This window comes from Achromobacter marplatensis (genome assembly GCF_049060505.1).
Taxonomy (GTDB): Bacteria; Pseudomonadota; Gammaproteobacteria; order Burkholderiales; family Burkholderiaceae_B; genus Achromobacter; species Achromobacter marplatensis_A.
Map to the genome: position 1 here is coordinate 426,380 of NZ_JBMGRB010000003.1, position 22,196 is coordinate 448,575.

At 66.3% G+C, this 22,196-nt stretch carries 13 protein-coding genes; 3 read left to right on the forward strand and 10 right to left on the reverse strand.

Annotated features, from left to right (window positions below):
• Positions 1-260: 260 nt before the first annotated feature.
• The 4 genes from ACI0FO_RS10260 to ACI0FO_RS10275 form a co-directional block, all read right to left on the reverse strand.
• On the reverse strand, positions 261-12,827 hold the full coding sequence (locus ACI0FO_RS10260; RefSeq protein ID WP_416026338.1) for a filamentous haemagglutinin family protein: 12,567 nt from the start codon (positions 12,825-12,827) through the stop codon (positions 261-263).
• A 111-nt stretch (positions 12,828-12,938) separates the two neighbouring features.
• Complete coding sequence (locus ACI0FO_RS10265) at positions 12,939-13,907, reverse strand: FecR family protein (RefSeq protein WP_416026339.1); 969 nt, start codon at positions 13,905-13,907, stop codon at positions 12,939-12,941.
• Entirely contained in the window at positions 13,898-14,431 is a 534-nt protein-coding gene (locus tag ACI0FO_RS10270; RefSeq protein ID WP_416026341.1) for an RNA polymerase sigma factor, read from the reverse strand. The genes ACI0FO_RS10265 and ACI0FO_RS10270 overlap by 10 nt, the downstream gene beginning before the upstream one ends.
• Entirely contained in the window at positions 14,421-15,113 is a 693-nt protein-coding gene (locus ACI0FO_RS10275; RefSeq protein ID WP_416026343.1) for an STN domain-containing protein, read from the reverse strand. The genes ACI0FO_RS10270 and ACI0FO_RS10275 overlap by 11 nt, the downstream gene beginning before the upstream one ends.
• Positions 15,114-15,354: 241 nt before the next feature.
• Here ACI0FO_RS10275 and ACI0FO_RS10280 point away from each other — a divergent pair, with 241 nt between their 5' ends.
• Entirely contained in the window at positions 15,355-15,723 is a 369-nt protein-coding gene (locus ACI0FO_RS10280; RefSeq protein WP_416026345.1) for a hypothetical protein, read from the forward strand.
• A gap of 28 nt (positions 15,724-15,751) precedes the next feature.
• Here ACI0FO_RS10280 and ACI0FO_RS10285 read toward each other — a convergent pair whose 3' ends face one another.
• From ACI0FO_RS10285 to ACI0FO_RS10305, 5 genes are all read right to left on the reverse strand, one after another.
• Positions 15,752-16,117, reverse strand: coding sequence for a cupin domain-containing protein (locus ACI0FO_RS10285; protein WP_105557935.1), 366 nt, complete (start codon positions 16,115-16,117; stop codon positions 15,752-15,754).
• A gap of 44 nt (positions 16,118-16,161) precedes the next feature.
• Entirely contained in the window at positions 16,162-16,716 is a 555-nt protein-coding gene (locus ACI0FO_RS10290) for a helix-turn-helix domain-containing protein (protein ID WP_105557934.1), read from the reverse strand.
• Between the two features lie 86 nt (positions 16,717-16,802).
• Positions 16,803-17,585 (reverse strand): aldolase, encoded by a 783-nt coding sequence (locus ACI0FO_RS10295; protein ID WP_416026612.1) that lies wholly within the window; start codon positions 17,583-17,585, stop codon positions 16,803-16,805.
• A gap of 10 nt (positions 17,586-17,595) precedes the next feature.
• A complete protein-coding gene (locus ACI0FO_RS10300; protein WP_416026347.1) occupies positions 17,596-18,237 on the reverse strand; it encodes a glutathione S-transferase family protein in 642 nt (213 codons plus the stop codon).
• Positions 18,238-18,241: 4 nt separating this feature from the next.
• Positions 18,242-19,204 carry a Bug family tripartite tricarboxylate transporter substrate binding protein gene (locus ACI0FO_RS10305; protein WP_416026349.1) on the reverse strand — a complete coding sequence of 321 codons (963 nt, stop codon included), beginning with the start codon at positions 19,202-19,204 and terminating at the stop codon, positions 18,242-18,244.
• Between the two features lie 131 nt (positions 19,205-19,335).
• Between ACI0FO_RS10305 and ACI0FO_RS10310 the strand changes: the two genes are divergently transcribed.
• Both ACI0FO_RS10310 and ACI0FO_RS10315 read left to right on the forward strand, forming a co-directional pair.
• Positions 19,336-19,914 (forward strand): PrpF domain-containing protein, encoded by a 579-nt coding sequence (locus ACI0FO_RS10310; RefSeq protein ID WP_416026351.1) that lies wholly within the window; start codon positions 19,336-19,338, stop codon positions 19,912-19,914.
• Between the two features lie 257 nt (positions 19,915-20,171).
• Positions 20,172-21,005 (forward strand): hypothetical protein, encoded by an 834-nt coding sequence (locus ACI0FO_RS10315; protein WP_416026353.1) that lies wholly within the window; start codon positions 20,172-20,174, stop codon positions 21,003-21,005.
• A 92-nt stretch (positions 21,006-21,097) separates the two neighbouring features.
• Here ACI0FO_RS10315 and ACI0FO_RS10320 read toward each other — a convergent pair whose 3' ends face one another.
• Entirely contained in the window at positions 21,098-22,153 is a 1,056-nt protein-coding gene (locus tag ACI0FO_RS10320; protein ID WP_416026355.1) for a fimbrial protein, read from the reverse strand.
• Between the last annotated feature and the right edge of the window lie 43 nt (positions 22,154-22,196).

Consider the following 22,196-nt stretch of genomic DNA (forward strand, 5'->3'; position numbering starts at 1 on the left):
CGACAATCCCGTGACGGTTTTTGCCCGCCCTCCCGCGCTCACAGCTTCTGCTTGTTACTAGACGTGCCGGGAGGCCGAAGACCGCGCGTTGTAAGAAAAACTTCATGAAAAAGAATCGGCGAACAAAAAACCCGGCTGTCCGGCGGCGATTCTGGCCATGCCAGATGACGGCGCTAGCATGCAAGGTGAAAAAAAGCGGCCAGGGATGCTGGCCGCTTCATGACACACCGATGACCGCCGGCGGCGCGCCGGCGTCCCGTTCACATCGTCAGCTTGCGTCGTTCCTCCGCGCTCAACGATCCCGTCTCGTTCGCGTCCAGACGACCCGCGCCAAGCACTTGCACGGCGCTGGCGGCGTCGTAGGCCGGCGTAGCCGCTGCCGGGCTGCCCTGCGGCGCGGGCGCCGCCCCCGCCACGGGCTCGTCGCCATATCCCAGGATATGCACGTTGATCACCGAGGGCTGGTTCTGCCGCGCCTGGCTTTGCGCTCGTTGGGCAGAATCCTGCGCGGCATTCACCGCCGATGTCGCTGCGGCACTGGCCGATGACAACGCCCCGGTATTGACGGACGCCGTCACCGGCACGCCCGCGCTATCGCCCTGCGTCTGGATGTTGGCGGCATTCACCACCTGCAAGGCCGCGATGTTCACGTTGCCCGACACGCGGATGCCGGCTTCGCCCGCGTCGATGGTGCCCAGCGGGGCGTACAGATCCACATCACCGGCCGCGACTTCCGGCAGCGGTGCCAGCGTCGCGATGCCCGCGCCGGTGCTGGGCGCGTTGGGCGACAGCGTCACGTTGCCCACGCCGTCGTAGACGCGCTTGGGCGGCGTGTACAGCACCGTCGTCTTGGACCCGCGCCCCGCATTGATGTCGCCTTGCGCCGACCACGCGGTGATCCCGCCGCCAAAGGTCGTCATCACCCGGCTTTGGCCCAGCAGGATGCTGCCCTGCGCGTACAGCTGGATGTTGCCCTCGCCTTGCGTGATGATGCCTGCGGAAGCGGGCGGCGCCACGCCCTCCACGCCGAACACCTGTTTTCCGCCTGGCGTCATCAATTGGATATCGCCGCCGAAGGTGCTGCGGATGCCCGACGCGCCGTACAGCGTGATGTCGCCTTGATACGTGCCCGGCGCCGTCTCGGGGAACAGCGCGGCGATGGCCTGGCGGCCCCGCAGGTAGCTGCCGCTACGCGGGCTGGACTTGTCGTTGTATTCCCGGCCGCCCGACCGCAGTTCGGCGAAATACACCTGCCTGGCGAACACGCGCTGCTGGGCGGGCGGCAACGCGGCGAAGTAGGCGCGCGCGTCGTCCGTGCTGCCCGAAAAGCCGTAATGCTGCGTCAGCCACAACAGCAGTTCGGCCTCGTAGGTTTTGAACGCCAGGCCTTGGTCCGCCAACGGACGGCTTGGGTCCGCCACCTTGGCCGGGTCCAGATAGCGCGCCAGGAAGCCTGCGTAGTCAGGGCCGTTGGCCCCCACGCCCGCCGCAACGGCGATCGAGGCGCCCGGACGACGGTCGCCCGGCATCACGGCGCCCAGGCTCGTGATGGAGGCGCGATCAGCCATCAGCACATGACGGCCGGCGGTCACCTCCAGGGTGCCGGGACCGGCGATCTGGAAAGAGCTGTACAGGATGTCGCGGCCCGCCGACACGCGCGACACATCCAATGCGTCACGGTGCAGGAACAGATTACCGGTGGACGTCGCGGTACTGCCCGACCCGCCGCCGAAGTTGATGCCGTTCGAAGTGGGCACGTCCGTCAGCGTCCCCGTGTCGGTACCCGAGGCCACGATGTCGCGCCCCGCCATCATCCAGACCGGCCCGGATGCCTCGTACCAGGTCTGGCCCATGCTGTTGCCCTTCAGCAAGGCCAACGCCTCACCGGTGCGCAGGCCGACGATGTCGCCGTCGCGGGCGTAGAAGCGCGTTACCTGGTTGGAACCCGAGTCGCTCGCCGTCAGCGCGTTGAAATAGAACAGCGGGAAGTGCATATTCCGGTCGCCGCCAATGCCGTCGGTCCCCTGATTGCTCAGGGCGGCCACCGAACTGGCTTGCGAGGCGTACCCGGCGAATGCCGGCGCCCGCACAGTGGCCACGCTGGCCGGGTTCGCGCCCGAACGATTGATGGCGTAGCCGCCCGCGTAGATCGAATCGCCCGCCAGCATTTCCAGCTGACCGCGCGCGCCTGGCGCAAGCGTCAGCGAATAAGGCAGGCCGGTGCTCTCATTGTTCAGATAGCCCGCGGATACGCCCGCGTAGATGCTACCGTCGTAAGCAGTGGCGCGCAGGATGGAGGGATACAGGTAACGGGCGTCCGACGGCGACGTGTTGCGTCCCGTCTGCACCGCCATGCCCTGCGCACTATGCGAGGTCTGGCGGCTGGGCGTCAGGTTGCCGCCCGCGCTGGACAACTCGATGGCGGTGTTCTGGGTCCACATCGAGAACCAGCTGTAGCCGCCGCCATTCTGCAAGGAACCGTCGGCCAGCCGGAACGGCGTGCTGTTCGGCAGGGCGACGCGCCCCGGATCGCTCGCCCCGCCCACCACCAGATCGCCACGCGTATCCACCCGGATGACCGAATCGCCGGGAATCAGAACCAAGCCTCCCGTGGCGCTGGCCAGCGTGGACGCATAGGGGTCATAGCCCCGGGTTTCCTTGACGTCCTGCTGGATGGATTCATTGCCGTACCGCAGGTCCAATCCACCGAGCGCGCCGCTGGACAGTTGCACATGGCCGCGCAGGTTGATCAATGCGCCCTGCAGGTCCAGCGCAGGCTCGCCATAGTACGGCGTGGGGCCCACCGTCGACGACACCCGTCCCCGCGCGCTCTGCGTGGGATTCAAGCCGCCACCGACGCGGATGTCGATGTCGCCGCCGCCGGTCAGCATCATGCTGCCGTCGGCCGCGATACGCCCCGTACTGCCGACCGCCACGATCAGGCCCTGGCCACGGGGGTTACTAATGGAACCGCGCGACTCGATATTCCCCGCATCGCCCTCCACGCGCATGCTGACATTGCCGCCGCCAAGCGCGCCAAAGCCCGTAAAGCCCACCAGCAAAGGCGTCTTGTCCTTGAAGTCCGCGGACGCTTGCGTGTAGCTGCCGAAGTTGATCCACCATGCGGTCGGCGTATCGCCGCCGTTGGCACTGCCCGTGCCTTGGCGCCACAGCCAGTTTCCGATTCCCACGCTCGGGTCGATCACACGCGCTTCAAAGCTACCCCCGGTGGTCTTGCCCCACACGTCGCCCCGCAGCGCGCCGCCCGTGTACAGGGTGAGGTTCCCCCCCGCTTCCGGGTACCAGGCCTGATAGCCCGTGCCCGCCGTCACAAAGGGCTCATACGTCATGGAATAGTCGTCGCCCAGCACCGTTTCGCCGAAGCGGCCGCGCGGCAACTGATAGGCGGACGCCACGTCGGCCGCCTGCGTGCCAGCCGTGTAGACGCCATACGCCGACATCAGGCTGATGTCGCCGCCCGCGGCCAGATCCAGATCGCCCGTGCCCGTGCGCAGTACGCTGAAATTTTGCGTGTGCGCCGTCACCGCCATCGAGGACTTGTCGTCGACCAGGCACAGGCCTTCAATGGCGTCGCACAGCCACAGCAGGTCATCGGGCACCGGCGTGCCGGGCTCAAAGCCAGACGGGCCCGCCTCCGGCCCCCACACCAGGCTGGCGCCCTTGCTCACGCTTGCGTTGTAGTGGGTATCGGCCAGCGTCAGCTTGCCGGCGTTTGGCCCGGACAACACCCGGCGGGGATCCGCTGCGTCCAGGTCGGCGCCCGCCACCAATTGCATGGACCACGACTGGCTGCCTGCGGGCAGCATCTGGGCCAGCGCCCAGTTGCGCCGCTGGTCCACCGCCGTGCCCGGCCGCAGCTCGACATAGTCGGTGCCTTCCGGGAACACCAGCTTGGTCTGCGACGGGATGAAAGCGCCTTGCTTCAACGTGATGGTGCCCGCCATCAACAGCACGTTGGGCTCGTAACCTTGCGTGGTGTGCAGACTCGGCAGCGCGACGTTTGCCGGCCACGTGAATGCCTGCATGGACGTGCCGGCGGTCAGCACGGTGCCCGCGCCCAGGCGCGTGCCGGCGGGCAAGTCCACCGCTTGCTTGAGGATGCTGCCGGCGGGGTACAGCAGTTGGCCAGCGGCATCGCGCAGATCGCCGGACAGCACCGTGCCGGCAGCCAGCGACAGCGCCTGGCCCAGCGCGGCCTCCACCGGCAGACGGGTGCCCGCCGCCAGTGTCGTGGCCTGCAAAGGCAAGGGGTAGTTCAGCGTCTTGCCGCCCGGGAATTCAGTGCCATCGGCCAGTACCACACCGCCGCGCGGCAACACCACGTCGCCACCGAACGGTTGCGCGCCCGGCGTCAGGATCCAGCCGTTCTCGTCGTCCGGCGTCGCTTGCGGCGGCGCGAAGCCGTCATTGATGCTGCCGTAAACGTCCAGGTTGCCCTTGGCACGCAATATCAGCGCGCCGGCCTCGCCCGACCCGTAGGCAGAGGTCATCGCCGAATGCGGGTTCAGGCTGGCATAGCGATAGCGCGACAGGTCCAGATCGCCCTGCACGACCAGGTCGCCATCGACGGTGTTGCTGACGATCTCAACGCCGGGCCGCAGATGGAACACGTCGCGGTACGTAGCGTTGTTCAGGCCCGCCAGCTTGCCGTCCAGCAGTGCGCCGTTGTTGCGCGCGTTGCCGATGAAGGTAAGGCTATCGCCATGCAGCGTTTCCAGATACGCCTGATCGATGATCTGGTAATCGCGGCCGCTCGCGCGGTCCGCCGGATCGCCCCGGCGCGCGTCGTCATAGCGCTGCGTGGCGACCAGCGCGATGGACCTGGCGCCGTCGATGACGACAGTTCCCCGCGCGTCGATGGCGATGTCGCCGTAGGTAGCGGCCGAACCTGGCACGGCGCTGCCGTTGATTCCCGCATTGCCGGCCGCATCGATGCGCGGCGCCAACAGATCCAGCGTGCCGCGCGGCGCGCCGTCGTGTTGGCCCGCGGCCACGCCCGGCACAGCAGACGTGCCATGACGCAAGTCGATGCGCGCCCCGTTGGCCAGGGTCAGCATCCCACGGCCAGAATTCAGTTCCACCATGGCCCGGTTGGGCGAGTCGATGATCTTGCCATAGCTATCGACGCGCAGCACGGTGCCATGTGCGTCCAGCATTGCGGTCGGGGCCAGCGTCAAGCCGTCGCGCGCGGCCAGCCGGATCCGGCCCACGCGCTCGCCGCTGGCGTCCACCCGACCGGCGACCGTCAGACTGCCGCCGTCTATCGACAGATTGATGTCGTTGGCACGCAGCGCATCGCCGACCGCCAGGCTGCCTTGCTTGATCTGGAAGCTGCGCGCACCCATGACTGCGCCGTCGTTCAAGCGTTGGTTGAGCGTCTCGAAATCCGCATTCAGCGCACCGGGCGCGCCCAGATGCTGCGCGCGGATATCCACGCTGCCCGCCCGATAGGGCACGGCCGTGCCGCCGGCGTCGTAATGGCCCGAGCTTGCCCCCAGGATGCGGCCACGCAGGTCCACCACGCCAGCGGCGGCCGATAGCGCGGTCGCCCGCAGGCTGCCCGCATCGTTCTGCTGTGCGGATACGTCGATCAGCGCGCCGCCTTCCTGCCGGATGCTGCCGTGGCTGCTCTCCAGAATCACGTCGCCGCCCCAGCTGTAGCGCTGGACGTCGTTGAAAGCGATGGCGCGGCCGGATACATCGACTCGCGACGCGCCGGTCAGCAACACGCTTTCGCTGCCTTGCACCGTGAGCTTGCCGCTGGGGAGCACGATCCTGCCATCGATCTGCACGTTCGCCCCGGCCAGAAGCAGTTCCGCGCCAAGGTCCCGCACGGTCACGGCTTGCGCGCCCGGCACCGCCGCCACGCGCACATCGCCGCCCGCCGTCATGCGGTTGATGGCGCCTGCCCCGCCCGTCAGCAAAGGCGTATTCAGATTCAGGTTGCCGCCGTGGTAGGCATAACGGCCCGTCACGCTGTCGAATGCCCCTTGCGATTGATACACCGCCAGGCTGCCTCGATGGTTCGACGTAATGCGCTCACTGGCGTTCAGGCTGACCGTGGAAAAGCCCAGCGCCAGCCTGGCGTTGTCGTCCACGCCGCTGGGCTGCGCACCCTGGGCATAGCCGAATTCGATCCGTTCGGCATCGATGCGCAAGACGCCCCGGCCCGTGCCGGCGCCGCCCGCGACCACCGCGCCCGGCGCCTGTGTCGCCCCGTTCCAGATCAGGTTCTGCGTGCGGATGCTGGCCTCGTCACCGGCCTCGCCATAGCCGTAGATGGCGGGCGTACCCAAGGCCAACGTGGCCAGGCTGTACTTGCCCGTGACCGGATCGCGCGTGTCCAGCGCAACGGTGCCATAGAAGTTCATGGCGTCGCGCGCGGTCAGCGTCAGCACTTCCAGCGCGGGCGCGCCCATGCTGGTATCGCCACGCAGCAACCGGCCCAAAATGTCCTGGTTCAGCGTCAGCCCGTTGGGCAGTATGCCGCTGGCCGCCGCCTGTTCCAGGGCGCCAGCCGTACCCGCGTTCACGGCGCCGACGGCCAGCGACAGGTTGCGGGTCCCGTAGCGCACCTGCTCGCCCAGGTCGAACGTGCCATTGGTGGCGGCGGCAATCGTGCCCTCGGAATACAAGCGCGTCACGCCTTGGCAAGGCTGCGCCGCGCACGTGCCGATGCGGATCGCGCCCGACGCCAGCGCGTCTGGCGCCAGCACGTCAAGCCGGCCATTCGACACGGCAAGCAAGCTGGCGGTACCCGGCTGGAAGGCGTAGCCGCTGGTGGAGTCCACCGACGGGGCGCCACGGCCCAACGTCGACATGCCCGCGCCGGCCTCAAGTTCGATCGTCCGCGACGAGACCAGCACTTCCGGCCCCGTCAGTTGCGCGCCGGCCCGCAGCACGACCTCATGGGCGGGGGCCTGGAACGTGTAGAAACGCCCACCCTGCCCGTACTGCACCACCGGCAGCGCGCCGATCACCAGTCGGCTGGCGCCCAGCGCCGTCAGCGCGTCCGCCTGCACCGACGTGCCCGCGAAACCGGCGGTGGGCGCCTGGCCCGCCCCCAAGATTTCTATCGTGCCGCTTCCGCCGTTCAATGCCACCGCGCCGCCGAAGCCGCCCTGCGCCGCCTTGAAATTCGCCAACCCCTCGAAATTCAGCGCCTGGCCATCCGAGGAACCCGAGTGGATCGCCAGCCGCAAGGTACGGGCATCGGCCGGCAGCATGGCGCGCGGCACGCCACGCGTCACGGCGTCCGCCGCCACGAAACTGGCGTAGCTGGTTTCGTTGTACTGCGACAGGGTACGCAACACATCGGCTGGCGTCAGGATCACCGAGCTGGCCAGACTATCTGCCACGCGGGTCCCCGCCGTCGACAGCGTGCCGCTGGCCGCCCACGAGCGGTTGCGCATCTGCATTGGCGCAATAGCCGCGCCTGCGGCCGCCGCACCATTGATCTCGACGCGAAATGCGCCGGGCAGCAAGGCATAGGTGGACGGCATCAACGTGTAGGTGCCGGCCGGCAGGCCAGGCACGCCCGCGCCCACCGTGATCTGCCGGCCGACGCCGGGCGTTGATGCGCCGGCTTCGCCGCCCGCCGGCGCGTAGCCGGGTTGCATGCCGGGCACGATTGCGTAGACGGGGTTGCTGGCCAATCCCGGCAACGAGAAGCCGCCCTTGGGATTCATGCGGACCAGCGGAGAATAGCGCGCGTCGGTGGAACCGCCACGGCCGGATACGAAGCCGGCGCCTGTCAATTCGCCGCCGCCGGACAAGTCAAGGACGGACCCCGGCTGCGCATCCACATCGCGGAAGGCCATCGTGATGCCGGTACGCAGGGTGGCACCGCTCTCCAGGCCTGTCGCGCCGCCCACGCCCACGAGCGACACGTCCGCGCCCTTGAACTGGTACGAGACGCCATCGGTCGTACCGCCATACGGCATCAGCAGACCGGCACCGCTGACCGACGTGACGCTGCCCGGCAACAGCGTCAGCCGCTGCGTGCCCATCAGTGTGCCAAGATCCCCCAACACGATCGCGCCCAACGGCGCGCGCACCACGCCGCCTTGCTCCACCGTGGCCGCTGACATGCGCAGCGTGCCGAAGGCCGAATAAGGCGTCACCGGCAATGCGTCCGACGCGCCGGCGTGGCGGCCGATCCGCAATGCGCGGTCCGGATCGAAGAACTGCACACCGGTTGGCAGGCGCATGAAGCCGGCCAGCACCTCTGCCTCGGCGCCTGTCTCGGGGTAGATCTGGGCGGCGATCAGGTCCAGATCGCCGCGTGTCCAAAGGCGGGTGCGCGGTTCGTGGTCGTTGTTGGCCAGAAAGCGCAGGTCGCCACCGCTATCCAGCGTTACCTGGTCAAAGCCCGAACGCAACACCGACAGCGGGCCGCCCACGCTACGGTTGATGTTGCCCTGCGTGCCGAATGACAAGCTATTGCCGACTTCAAGCAAGTTTCCTGCGCGCACCGTGAATGCGCCGGCGCCCACATCCTGCGCGTCGCCGAACAACACCTGCGGCCGTATCACGCCATTGGTGGCGGCGTACTTGCCCAGCCCGGACAAGCGCACATACGACGCCGCCAGATTCACCTGGGTTTGCGCATCCGCCCCCGGCGCCAGCGAAAAGGCGCCCGCGTACAGCCGCAGGCTCTGCGCCACCGAGACGTCCACGTCGCCGTCGAAAGACATCAAGCCGTTGGATAGCAGCGCCAAGTGGTCGAAGCCGCCGCCGGCGAGCAAGCGCGTGGCGTCCAGCCGGGCCTGGCCATAGCGCAGCCCATCGGCGGCCTCTCCCGGTTTCAGGTCTGCGCCCAGCGCATTGCCGCCGGGGCCGGCCGCCAGCACCATTTCGCGCGGCACCTGCACCTCCATGCCTGCGACGCCATCACCCCATGTGCGGTATAGCGGCGTTTCCAGCGCAATATCCAAGGTGCCGCCGGACGCATTCGCCCCGCCCGCACGGGCGATGAACGTGCCATCCAGATGCAGACCGTTGTACGAGCTGAGCGATATGCGCCCGCCGTCCCGGTTCAATTGCACCGCGCCCACGCCCGTCACGTCCACCACCGCGCCCGCGCCGGACGCGTCCAACACCGCCCCGGGCCGGACAATCACATACGCATCCGCCGACGTTGCCGTTGCGCGGTCGTGATTGATCTCGCCGCCGATCACGATCACACCGCCGGCGTCGGCCACGCCATAGCGCCGGCCCTGCGCGTCCACGCCGGTCTCCGCGCGGCCGGCAACGTCAAGCACGGCTTGCTCGCCAATCCAGATCGACCGATTGTGCATCTGGCCGTCGGCAATCTCGAAGGACTCCGCCACATCCAGTTCACCCAGGCGTAGCTGGCGGATATCGATTTTTCCGCCAGCCGCCGTCAACGCGCCCAACACCGTGATCTGTCCCGCGCCGCGCATCTGGATGGTCTGGCCGGGGTCCACCTTCACCTCGGCGCCGCGGCCCACGATCAGTGCCGCGTCGGTGTCCACACCGGCCGCAGCCAGATTACGGCCGCTTTGCAGCGACAGGCTGGCGCCGCGCCGCCGCGACACGGTTCCCGCCACGGGGTCATGCTGGTAGGTCGGCGGCAACCACGCTTCCAGGACGGCCGACGGATCCGTGCCCGTCTGCTGACCCGCCGCGCCGGACACGGGGCGATACACCGGCATCAGCACATCGATGCGGGCATCGTCGGCTATGGTCAACCCGGAACGGCCCGTCACTTCATAGCGCGAAAACCCTTGCTGGAAAAAGGGCGATGCAAGCGCCAATGCCCCCTCTTGCGCCACGGGCTCCGTGCCTCCCAGGACGACGTTGCCCGCCGCCACCGCAAGCGTTCCTCCGCCTTCCACGCCATACCCGCGCAACGTCGCGTTCAGGGTCAATTGACCGCCCGTGTCGGTAGCGCCGCCGACGACTTCAATCGTCGTGTTGCCGCCTTTGCCTCCCGTCAATGCGTTCTTTGCGCGCAGCGCCGCGCCCGAACTCACGTCGATCACGCTGCCGGTATCCAGGCGGATATCGCCGTCACCGCGCAACGCCACCGTGCCGCCGTTCAGGTACGGCATGCCGGCCGTCCGTTCCGGCGACATGGCCAGGTTCGTCCACATGCCTGATGCGTCCAGCCGGGCGCGCGCGCTCAAGGCGAGTGCCGCCTTGTCCGTGCCGCTGACGGCCGAATCCACCGCCCCCGAGGGCGACGCCTGGTTCAGCACATTACCCAAGCGGATGCTGCCAGCGCGAGCGGTCAGCGTGGCGTCCACCGACACCTGGTTCGCGAACAGCGTGATGTCGCCACCCGGCGTCACGGCCAGATCGGACTGCACCGTGATGTCCTGGGCGGCGATCTTGATGGCGCCCAGGCCAAAGCCGTTCAGTGTTGCCGTGTCCAGATGCAGGACGCCTGCGCGGTCTTCCGGCAGCGCGGTGTCCAGGTCCAACCCCGCGGCGATGGTGGCTACCCGATCGGATAACAGAACGTGCTGAACCGTGTCGTCCGATCGGCCCAACGCATAGTCCAACGCGCCGGTGCGCTTGGTGTAGTAAGGCGAATACGTACCCACGACCAGTTGCGCGCCGCGCGCTGCCGCCCGCTGCGATTGCTGATAACCGTCCAGCCCGGCCTGCGGCGCGGCGCTCTGGCGCTGGCCCTGATACGTCAGGCCAACCAGCTCGCCCTCCAACACCGCGCTCCGGGTTCCAATCACCAGCCTGCCCGCGTCCCGGCCCACCGTGTAGCCGGTCTCGAAGCGCTCGCGCGGCGCGATCAGCGGGTTGTAGAAATAGCGCGTCTGGCCCCAGCGCTCGCTCTGCGCTTCGTACCCTTTGTACAACCCCGTATAGGCCAGATCCCCCGGGGCGCGCGACACGTCGTACAGTCGGCCGTCCACGCCGCGCAGCCACGTCTGACGGATCATGCCGTCTTGTACGTCCAGCGTGCCGCCCGACACGTTGATCTGCGAACCGGCGCGCGTCACGACGTCGCCGCCGGTGAATTCCACGTTGCCGCCCTGCGCCATCCATTCGTTGACGGCGTGGCCTTGCGTGCCCAGGTAGCCGCTGACTTCCAACAGGCCGCCGGCCGTATACCAGCGGTCGGTCGCGTAGCCGTTCGTGCCTGCCGGCACGAAGACCAGGTCGCGCAGGTCGACCCACACGTCGTTGCTATTGAGCTTGCCGCCGTCCCGGTTGATCGGCGCATCGCGCTGCTCATTGCCCTGGACGTTGATCTTGATGCTGTTGTTCTCCATGGCGACAGGCACGCCCACGGCGCCCGCCACATCCAGGATCGCGCCATCGCGCACCAGGCTGCGCTGCGCGGCTTGGACGGCGATCTGCCCGCCGGTGGCCAGCGTGATGGATCCCGATGCGAAGTCCACCGTGCCCGAACTGCCGATTTCCACGCGCGACAGCTCGCGCCGGTCGCCGCCGGCGGCCACCACGGCCGCATCCGTCTGGGGGGTCAACGGCACGCGCAGGCCGTCGCGCTGACTATCCAGCGCCAACGCGCCGCTGCGGTCCAGCAGGATCGCCGTGGTGCTGTTGTCCGCCAAGGTCACCTTGCCGCCCTCGCCCGCCGCCGTCAGGTGCACCGTTCCGCGCGTGTCCACCGACGTGCTGGACAACACGACGCCGCCCTGCACCACGTTGCCGCCCGTCAGCGTCACATCGCCCGTCGCGGCCTGGATCAATCCGGTGTTGGCGACACGGCCCGGCGTGCCGGCCGGTGTCACTTCGTTGCCCTTTGTGGTGGACACGAGGTTGCCCGACGTACCCTGGCCGCGCTTGATCACAAAGCTGTCGCCGGCCGCCAGCAACGCCTGGCCTGCGGGCGTATCGAGGGTGCCGGCGTTGACCGTTTCCTTGCCCAACAGCAGCACATAACCGCCGCCCGTGGTGGAGGTGGTCGGTGCCGCCGTCCGGATCTGCGCGCCCGCCTGCACCTCGACGCGGCCCAGCGCGTCCTGGAATGTCGGCTGCGCGCCGTTATCGGCATACAGCCCCTTGTCGCGGAACTGGGCGTCCGAGATCGTGGATGCCGCCGCCACCAGATTGCGCGCGTTCACCTGACTGGTGCCGGTGAAGATCACGCCGTTCTGGTTCACGACCATCACCGTGCCGTCCGCCTTGATGGCGCCCTGGATCTGGCTGGGCCTGGCCGATGCGCCCACCACGCGGTTCAGCACCGCGTCATCCGCGCCCTGCTTGAATTGCACGGTCGTATTGCGGCCAACGTTGAAGGTGTCCCAGTTCAGGATGGCGCGCGACTGCGTTTGCTCGATGGTGACGACCTGGCGGCCATTTTCCACGCTGGGCTTGGCGGCTTTTGCGCCCTCCCATTTCGCCAGGCCGCCCTGGGCGGCCCACAAGCCGCCTTCAGCCAGGCCATCGGGCACATCGCCGCCATTGGCGGCCGCCGCCGCCCGCGCCGCCGCCTGCGCGGCCTGCTGGGCCGCGACGGCGGCAGCCGTGCGGTTCAGGTTGTCCAATGAACGCTGTAATTGCTGACGGGATTGCTGCTGCTGGCGCGCACTGGCGCCGATGCCCGCCACGCTGCCGTCAGGCATGCGGCCGGTTCGTTGCGCGGTGGACTGCACGGCGTTCTTGTCGGAAAACCAGCCGGGGCTAAACGCGCGCGTTTGCGCCTGTGCCGCGCCGCTGGCGCTGCCCGCGATCAACAGCGCCGTCACCGCCTGCGATAGCGGCGTCGGACGCCAGTTGGGGCGCTCACGCCCAGGCGCGCGCACCGCTTTCTTCTTATCGCCCAATTCCGACATCCGTGCCTGCATGATCGCCATCCCTTATTCCAATCGCGCGTGTTCGCCACCTAGAACAAGACAGACGGATGGAAAAATGCCGACCAGAACCCTGTCACAAATAATTCATGAAGACGCCGGCGCGAAACCCGGCTAGGACAGCAGGACGACGCCTGCCGGAAGATGCGTCACGCGGGCGCCGTAGGCATCGCGAATCAGGCGCTCCGCGTCGGCCACCTGCGCCAGCGAAAAGCGCGCCTGCACCAGCCGCTTGCCCAACTGGTCGTTCATCAGCACCAGGCGACCGCGGCGGTAGCGGTTCAGTTCGTCCACCACTTGCGCCAGCGGCTGCTGATCGAACACCAGCCAGCCCTGCCGCCAGGCAGTCACGATGGCCGGGTCGACCTGAACCGGCGGCATCACCCGCCGATCGTCGTAGCGCAGCTCTCGATTGGCCACGATGTCGAACACGCCTTGCTCATGCGCCAGCCGCACCACGCCCGACAGGCAGCACAGCCGCGCTTCGCCTTCGATGTACCGGACGTTGAACAGCGCGTCCTTCGCCGTGATCCGGCCTTTGCCCGCGACCACCACGGCCGCCTGCGGCCCGCTGCGGATCTCGGCCTCGCCATCGGTCAGTTCGATGACCGCGCCATCGCCGCCGCCATTGACGTTGATGCGCGTCAGCGTATTCATCTGAACGTCCACCGCATTGCCCAGCGCCACGCGCCGCTGCTCGCCCGCCGCCGTGCGGTAGTCCGCCCCAAGCTCGTCCAACCCGGGCCACAGCCCCAAGGGCGGCTTGAATGCCAGATAGGCCGCGGACGCCGCCAAGGCGCCGCCCAGGAATGCCCGCCTGCCGGTCACCAGGGACGTGCGCGCGCGGTTGCGGGCGCCCTCCGCCACCACGGCCTGCACGGCTGGCCCCACATCGCGCCATAGCTGCTTCTGCTCGGTAAAGACCGCCTGGCGCCGCGGGTCGGCGCGTAGCCATTCCCGGAATGCCTGCGCATCTGCCTCGGTGGCGCGGCCGGACGTCAGCGTCAGCAGCCAGGCCCGCGCCTCGCGCGCGGCCACGTCGTGGTTCTTGTTATTTCCGGGCATGCTCATCGTCAGTGCCATGGTTCTTCGTCTCTGCCCGCCACGCGCAGTTCCCGCGCGCAGTGTTCCAGCGCGCGTTTAAGTTCTTTGGAGACGATGCGTTCCGACACGCCGTAGCGCCGCGCGATCTCTGCGTGGGGCAGTTCGTGCACGCGCGCGGCAAGCAGCATCTGCTGCGTGCGCTCGGGTAACTTGCGCAGCGCGCGCTGAAAGGCGTCAACCTGGCTGCGTCCCTGCGCGATACGCGCGGGGTCCGCGGCCTCGTCCGTGATGTGGATCAGTTCACTGATCTCTACCCCCGTCAACAGGCGGGAGTCCCTGCGCCGCTGGTCTTCGGCAATGTTCAATGCCACGCGGAACAGATAGGCCGCGGGCTGCTGGATCGACGAACTGGCGGGCAGGTCATTGACCTTCAAAAATGCTTCCTGCATGGCGTCATGCGCCAAGTCTTCCGACCCGAGCCGCCGCTTAAGTTGATTGCGAAAATCGTTATAGCGTTCCAGGAACAAGGCCCGCAGCGAGGTTTCCGGTTTGCTATCCCGCATGGCCGGCTCCAGAGAGTTCGGCGCACTCGGCGGCGCTACGCGGCGACAACAGAACGGTCAGCGGTTGCGGCATGCTTGCCGGCAGGGGGCCGATCACCACCCCGCGCAACGCGGCCTCTAGCCTGCCGTCCAGCGCTGGCGCTCCCGTCGACGCCACCCAACCGACGCGGCTGACCCGCCAACCCTTGTCGAACCACAATTGCACCAAGGCCCGATAACTGCCCGGCTGCGTGCCCGCCGCCTTGCACAGGGCACGCTTTAACGCACCTTGCACCACGGCGGCATAAGGCGTGTCGCGCAACCGCTTGCCTGATCGCGGCGCGGTAGCTGCCTCTTGCTCGGTTGCGACCAGCGTGAACGACTGCGAGCTGGCATAGCGGATCGCCAGCGGCGACCCTGCCAGCAGTTTGCGCAGCGCATCGCCTGGCGTGTAGTTGCCAATCACGGCCGGGGCCTGCCGCCCGGCGGTCAACGTGCTGTCCACCAGCACCGTCAGCCCGCTGGCAAGGCTGTATTCGACGAGCGCCTGCGCCAAGGGCTGCGCGGCAATCGCGAACGCAACGGGCGTGGTCGGCGGCGCTGGCTGGGCCGCCTGCCCAGCATGTGCCGCAGCCAACGTGAACAGGCCCAAAGCCAGACAGGCGCGCAGCGCCATGCCGCAGCCCTCGAAGGCGCCGCTCATGAACGTGACCGCAAGGGGGTATTGCCTGACATGGCCGGCGCAGCAGGCGCCTGGGCGCCCGTCCTAACGAAAGCCGCCATGCTAGAGGCGCTGAATGACGCATTCGTGACACCTTGGGCGCTGCGGCCCGGCGTCCGACACGCAACGGTCACCTACACGGCGCCCGCTCTCCCTATACTTGGCGGCTCACCTACGGATCACGCCGGCCGCGATTCGCCGGCACTGCATAAGGAGCGCGCGCATGCGCATGGTGTCCCTGGCCGCTGGCCGCGTTGCCCTGCTGTTGCTATCCGCCGCGCTGGCCGGGCCGCCGCTGTCGGCCGCCGAAGCGCAGGCGCCCGCTGCTCCTGCGGCAAGCACGCAAAAACCCGCCGCGCCCAGCGGCGCGTGCATCGAAACAGAGGTCAATGGCTATCGGGCGCTGTCCTACGACTGCCTGAACCAGAAGATGGCGCCCGACGCCTCGCAGCGCCCGGCCCCGGGGCTGGAATCAGAGGCGATCACCCAGCGCCCGCCCAACCAGATGGGCCTGCCCACGCCAGCCACCATCGGCAACCGCATGGGCAACACCTTCGGCACGTCGGCCTATCCGCAGCGGCCGCAGCCCTAGCGCCGCAGGCCGTTATCGCGTCCGGGCATCAGCCCATGCGCGTGATGAAGTAGATTTTCTTGACGAACTGATCCACTTCCCAGCGGCCGGTATAGCCCTCCGGCATGACGAAAGCCTCGCCCACCGTCAGTTCGTGCACGGTGCCGTCCGGGTCCACCAAACGGGCCGAGCCTTCGACGATGTAGCCGAATTCGATGTACCCGGTCGTGTTCGACTGGAAGACGCCCGCCGTGCTTTCCCAGACGCCGGCCTCGGCTTTACCTGCATTGCCTTCGAACGCCGTCACGGTCAGGAAGGCCGCGTCGCCGGAAATGGGACGGCGCGGTTTGCCGGGAACCGGATCTTTCAGTGGGCCGGCATCGATGCGGACAAGCCGCGACTGGTCATGTTTCATGGGACACCTATCAATATCGTTATGGGGTCGCAGGCCGGCGGCCCTTAATGCGCCGCCACCACCAGCACCTCGGCCATGGCCCGGCTGACGGTGCGCATGCGGTGCGGCAGTTCAGAGTCGAAATAGACCGAATCCCCGGTCTCAAGGCGGAACTGACGTTCGCCCACGTGGACTTCGATCGCGCCCTTGAGCACCAGCAGGAACTCTTCGCCCGGATGCGGAAACACCGCCGTGGCGTCCGGAAAATCGCGCGGCGGATGCACCACGAAGGGTTCCATCGCCTTGACCTTGCGGCGCCCGGCCAGCGATTCATAATGATATTCGCTGCCCAGCCCGCCACGCTGCAGGGCCTCGCGGTCCGCCACGCGCACCACACTGACCACTTCATCCTGGGCCGTGTCATCCGTCCCCACCAATTGGGACACGCCAACACCGTAAGCTTCGGCCAGCCGCAGCACGGTCGAGATAGACGGTTCGCTCAAGCCCCGTTCCAGCTTGGACAGGTAGCTTTTTGTCAGGCCCGTGCGTTGCGCCAGCTGTTCCAGGGACAAGGATTGCTGGCGGCGCAGGGTACGCAGGCGGTGGGGCAGATCGATCATGGGCGAAGGGTCAAAAATCCGACCGGTAAGCATGCCCGAAACCGGCCCCGCCGTCGAGCCGCCCTGCCCGGCCCGCCCCTGCCGCCTCAGCCCAGCACGTCGACGTGCGTGCGCAGCGCGCGCCGGGCGTAATACGAAAAGCCCACCTGCGAACGCTTGGGCGTCAGGATCCAATCATGCGCTTCGCGGCCCAGCGCCGGCGGAATGGGTTGAATCTTGCCGGCAGCCATCGCCAGCAGCTGCATGCGCGCGGCCCGTTCAAACTGCAAGGCCAGCACGCAGGCCTCTTCCACGGAACCCGCGGCGATCAGCATGCCGTGGTGCGACAACAAAATGGCCCGCTTGTCGCCCAGCGCTGCCGAAATGATCTCGCCTTCCTCATTGCCCACCGGCACGCCCGGCCAGTCCTTCAGAAAGGCCACGTCGCCATACAGCGGGCAATTGTCCATATGCGAGATTTCCAGCGGCACTTCCAGCATGGACAGCGACGCCGAATGCAACGGATGCGTGTGGATGATGCAGTTCACGTCCGGCCGCGCGCGATAGATCCAGGAATGAAAACGGTTGGCCGGATTGGGCATGCCGCCGCCTTCCTGCACCCGCAAGTCCTCGTCCACCACCAGCAGATTGCTGGCGGTGATCTCGTCAAACCCCAACCCCAGCCGCTGCGTGTAGTACCGCCCCGGCTCCGCCGCACGCGCCGTGATCTGGCCTGCCAACCCGGAATCATGGCCGCCGTCGAACAGAATGCGGCACGTCAGCGCCAGCCGTTCGCGCAGGCTCCACTGCGGCGTGTCGAACTGGCGCTGCATTTCGGCTTTCGCCCGCGCGATCAGTTCCTCTTTTCCCAGGTGCATCGTATCGGTCATCATGTCTCCGTCATGCCGTTTCAAGCAACGGCGTAAATCCCGGCAAGGCGCGCACGCGCGCCAGCCAGGCAGTGATATGGGTAAAGGCGGACAGGTCGTAACCGCCCTGCGCCGCCATGCTGGTATAGGGATACAGCGCCACATCGGCGATCGTCGGCGCATCGCCCACAAGATAGGTCCGTCCGGCCAAATGCGCGTCCATCAGTGCCGCGGCTTTCATGCCGATGGCACGCCAGGCCGCCATCGCCGGATCGTCCACGGCCGCGGTCTGGCGCAGATGGATCAGCAACCGCGGCTGCGCAAACGCGTGCATATGCTGCGTCTGTTCAAAACTCAGCCAGCTGCTGACCTGCGCTTGCGCCAACCGGTCCTCTGGCAGCCACGGCGTGCCCCGTGCCAAGTACCACAGAATTGCCTGCGATTCGGCCAGCCATTCGCCTTCGGGCGTCAACAAGGCCGGCACCTGCCGCCACGGATTGATACGCGCGAACGCGTCGGTCTCTAGGTCGCCCTGGACAATGTCGAACGTGCGCCGCGTAAGCGGCAGCCCCATGAAACCGCAGGCCAATCGGATCTTCCAGGCGTTGCCCGAGCGCAGCGTGTCGGCCAGGACCAACGGCTTGCCCTTCAACGGATGCGTCATCTGTGTCATGCGATCAGTCCATTTTGATGTTGGCGCGCTTCACGATCTGGGCCCACTTGGCCTTCTCTGCCGTGATGAAGCGCTGATATTCGTCCGGCGTCCCCGTGTACAGCTGCGTACCCTGCGCCGCCAGCCGCTCTTTCAATGCAGCCGACGCCAGCGTCTTTTGCAATGCCGCGCTTAAGGCAGCCAATACCTCGGGCGGCGTGCCGGCTGGCGCGAAAAAAGCGTTCCACGAACTGATCTGCAACTGCGCGTCGCCCACTTCCGGGCTGGCGGGCACCGCGGGCGCCGATGGCAGGCGCTTGTCCGTCGCCACCACCAGCGCGCGCAACTTGCCCGACGCCACATGCGGCATGATCACTGGACTTGCGTCCATCACCACATCCACCTGCTCGCCGATAGCGGCATTGACCGCTTCGCTGCCGCTCTTGAACGGCACATGGACAATGTCCAGGCCCGCCGTCAGCTTCAGCAGTTCCAGCCCCAGGTGCGGCGAACTGGCATTGCCGGCCGACCCGAAATTCAAACGCGCCGGATTCGCCTTCGCATACGCCACGAATTCGCTGAACGACGCAGCCGGCAAACCGGCCCGCACCGCCAGCACATAGGGCGACCCCGACACCATGCCTACCGGCGCGAACTTGTCCGCGTCATAGCTCAACTTGGTGTAGATCAGCGGGTTCACGACCTGCGTGCCTACCGTTCCCATGAAAATCGTGTACCCGTCGGCCGGCGCCGTGGCCGCCATCTGCGCCGCGATCACCCCGCCCGCGCCCGGCCGGTTTTCAATCACGATACCCTGCCCAAGCGCGTCGCCCATGCCCTTGCCGACCTGCCGCGCCACGATATCGGTAATACCACCGGCCCCGAACGGCACCACCAGCCGGATCGGCCGTTCTGGAAACGCCGCATACGCGCCGCCCGCCATTCCTGCCGCCAGCGTCAACGCGGCCAATCTGCCCCAAACCTTCATGCCATTCCCCTTGATTACGCCGTGTCGGCTCTAATGACACAAAGTGTCCTATAGAGCATTGATTTTCCGCAAGGAGAATGTGATTGGGGAAATCCCTGAATAGCGGGAAGAGCGCCCGCCCTTTTTGAAGGTTGCCTTTTGGCTTTGGCGGGCAAGACGGGGCATCGTGCGGGCCCCTTTCCGCTTCCTACGCAGATGGACGGCTCGCGGTCGAAGAGGATCCTCAGCGGATCGATTGCGACGCCGATCTCAAGGCAAGAATGGACTTGGTCCGCAGAGCCGTCGCGTACCGGCTCGGCCTGGCGGATTACTGGAACGCCCGAAGCGCGCCTTCGACCCCCATGCTCGTCTTGCTCCAGCGCCCTCGAGAATACTTCACGTGTACGGACGGCAAACGCATTAGCGCCGATTCTCACAACTTGCTCTGCCGTCAGTACGCATCCGGCTCGGCCAGCAAGACCCTGGCGGGCACCATTACCGCGACGACTGGAATCGCCTGCAATCTGCCGGGCACGATACCCGCGCAGTTGTGCAGCGGCAATGCCGCTCGCCCTCTTGCGTTCGGCCATCCTTCGGGCCTCATTCACGTCGACGCGAACGTCAAAAGGCTTAACGGAGACTGGCATGTCGAACGCGCGGGAATACTGCGCACCGCACGTCGCCTAGCCGAGGGCAAGGCATATTTGCGGGAAGCGGACGTGTATGACTGAGGCCTATCACAGCGGCATCCCCTGGGTGTCGTTGTCTCGTCTGTAATCCTTCGTCCGAACTGGGAACTGATTCCGCGAACGTTGAGTGAGAAGTCACAATTACCAGTACGCGGGACGGATCGGCGTAAAGTACACATGGTAGACATGCGAGACCCGTGGTTGGTATGGAAGGTAAGGTCAGATCAAGTCAGCAACGAAAGCCCTCGCTGGTGCTGTACGCCCCCATTAGGCCGCGCCAGCAAACATAGGAGAGCAACATGGTCCACCCGAGCTTATGTCACGTCGTACCCCAATTCGTGCGTCCCGCACTACGCACGGTCAGATACGTAGCGCTCTTATTGCTTGTCAGTCCGCTGTCGGCACACGCGCAATCAGCATCGGAAGACGCGAACAAATCGAATAATCCGCTGAACCTCGCGCCATCGTTCAATTTACAAAACTACTACACACCGGACCTGTATCGGTCCGACGCTCACACCAACGATTTTCTGCTTCGGCCGACGATCCCTATCCTGCCCGGCGACTTCATAGGCGTGCCCCAGATTCTTCGTGGCACCGTACCTATCAGCACACGGCCGACCGCTGACGGCAGCTACAAGACTGAACTGGGCGACATCAACGTTTTCGATATATTTTTGCTGAAGTCTGAAGGGGTGCAGGTGGGTGTCGGTCCTTTGCTGACCATGCCGACCGCTACCCGCCCGGAGCTTGGTGCGGGGAAATGGTCGGGAGGCCTGTCGGCGGTGGCAATCCATGCAGACAAGACAGGACTCTTTGGCGGTTTGATCCAATGGCAGCATTCGTTTGCAGGCCAAAGTCATCGCGAAACCGTGCACAGCGGAACGCTTCAACCGTTCGTCATACGCAATCTGGAGCAAGGATGGTACCTACGCTCCACAGGGATCTGGACGTTCGACCTGAATCGTGGCACCTACTACATCCCCGTCGGCGCAGGTGCAGGAAAAAGTTGGCGGGTGGGCAAAACAATTTTCAACGCGTTCCTGGAGCCCCAGTGGACGGTGGCGCATTCTGGCGAAGGGCTGCCAAAGTTCACCGTTTTTGCCGGCCTCAACATGACGTTCGGACATTAAACGCGGGGATCAACGGATCTGTCGGCGAACGGCACAGACGCGACGCGCAGAAATAACGTTCGCCTGTGTCGTTCAAACGGCTGACATTTGTACTACTGGTACGTCATCGTGAAAGTCATCGCCGTATTGGCTGAACCGGCCCCAACCGCACTACCGGTCTGGTAGTAACGCGCTTTCAGCGCGACGGTGTAGCTGCCGCCAGCGCTGGCGCTGTAGCCGCTCAAGGTCCTGGGCGTACTCAGCGGGAAAACGTTGCCGGAAGCGTCAAGCAGTTGGACGCCTATGCCGGTTGCGGTGGATGCCCCTCCAAGCGCCACAACCGCTTTACTGGCATTCAGGACACTCGTGCTTGGATCAATCTGGTAGGTAACCAGATTCATGCCGGCCGGGCAGGCGTTCAGCGCAATATTGAACGCCGTCGCGTTGGCGGTAACGGATCCGATGCCGCTGAACTCGCGAGCCTGATGCGTACCGAGATTGACCAGCACATTTGGCGTCAGGCAACTTAGCACGTCGAATCTCACATTCGTAATGCTATAGACGACCAGTTGTCCGCCGGTAGCAGGGATGCGTCCTAGATTTTCTTCATAAGCGGCGCCCTGTCCGACCCTGCCGGCCGTCAGTGCACCGGACTGGATGACCCCAATCTTGACCAGCTTTGCTCCTACCTTCAGACCACTCGATCCGCCACCGGTGGGATTACATGCTCCCCACGCCCAACCGTTGTAGGGGTTCAGTTGTTCGTTACCAAAAATCGCGCCGCATCCCGGTGTGTATTCGGTAATGTCAAACGCGATACCGACGCCTGGCAAGCTGGTGGTATGGACGGGCCGTCCGCCCACGGTAATCCCTGCCACGATTGCGTTGTCCCCCTTGAAGCCGGCGCCTACGCCAATCTGCCCAATGGTGGAACAGCTCCATATATTGGTAACGCTCGCACTATAGAACCAACCCGTCAGCTCCGTACCGATCTGCGCATCACGGGGCACCGATACCGACGCCGGCATGCTGATGGTATATGCCTGTCCGCCTCCGCTACAGGTATCCGCCCACGCGCTTGGCGCACATGCAAACAGAAACGCCAGAGTCAGCACTTGCAGTAGCGGTCCAGCAATTTGGAGGGAGGGGATTTTGCGATTCTCTTTCATGTTGATCTCGAGTCCGCGCGGTCACGCGCAATGATTGGAGTCG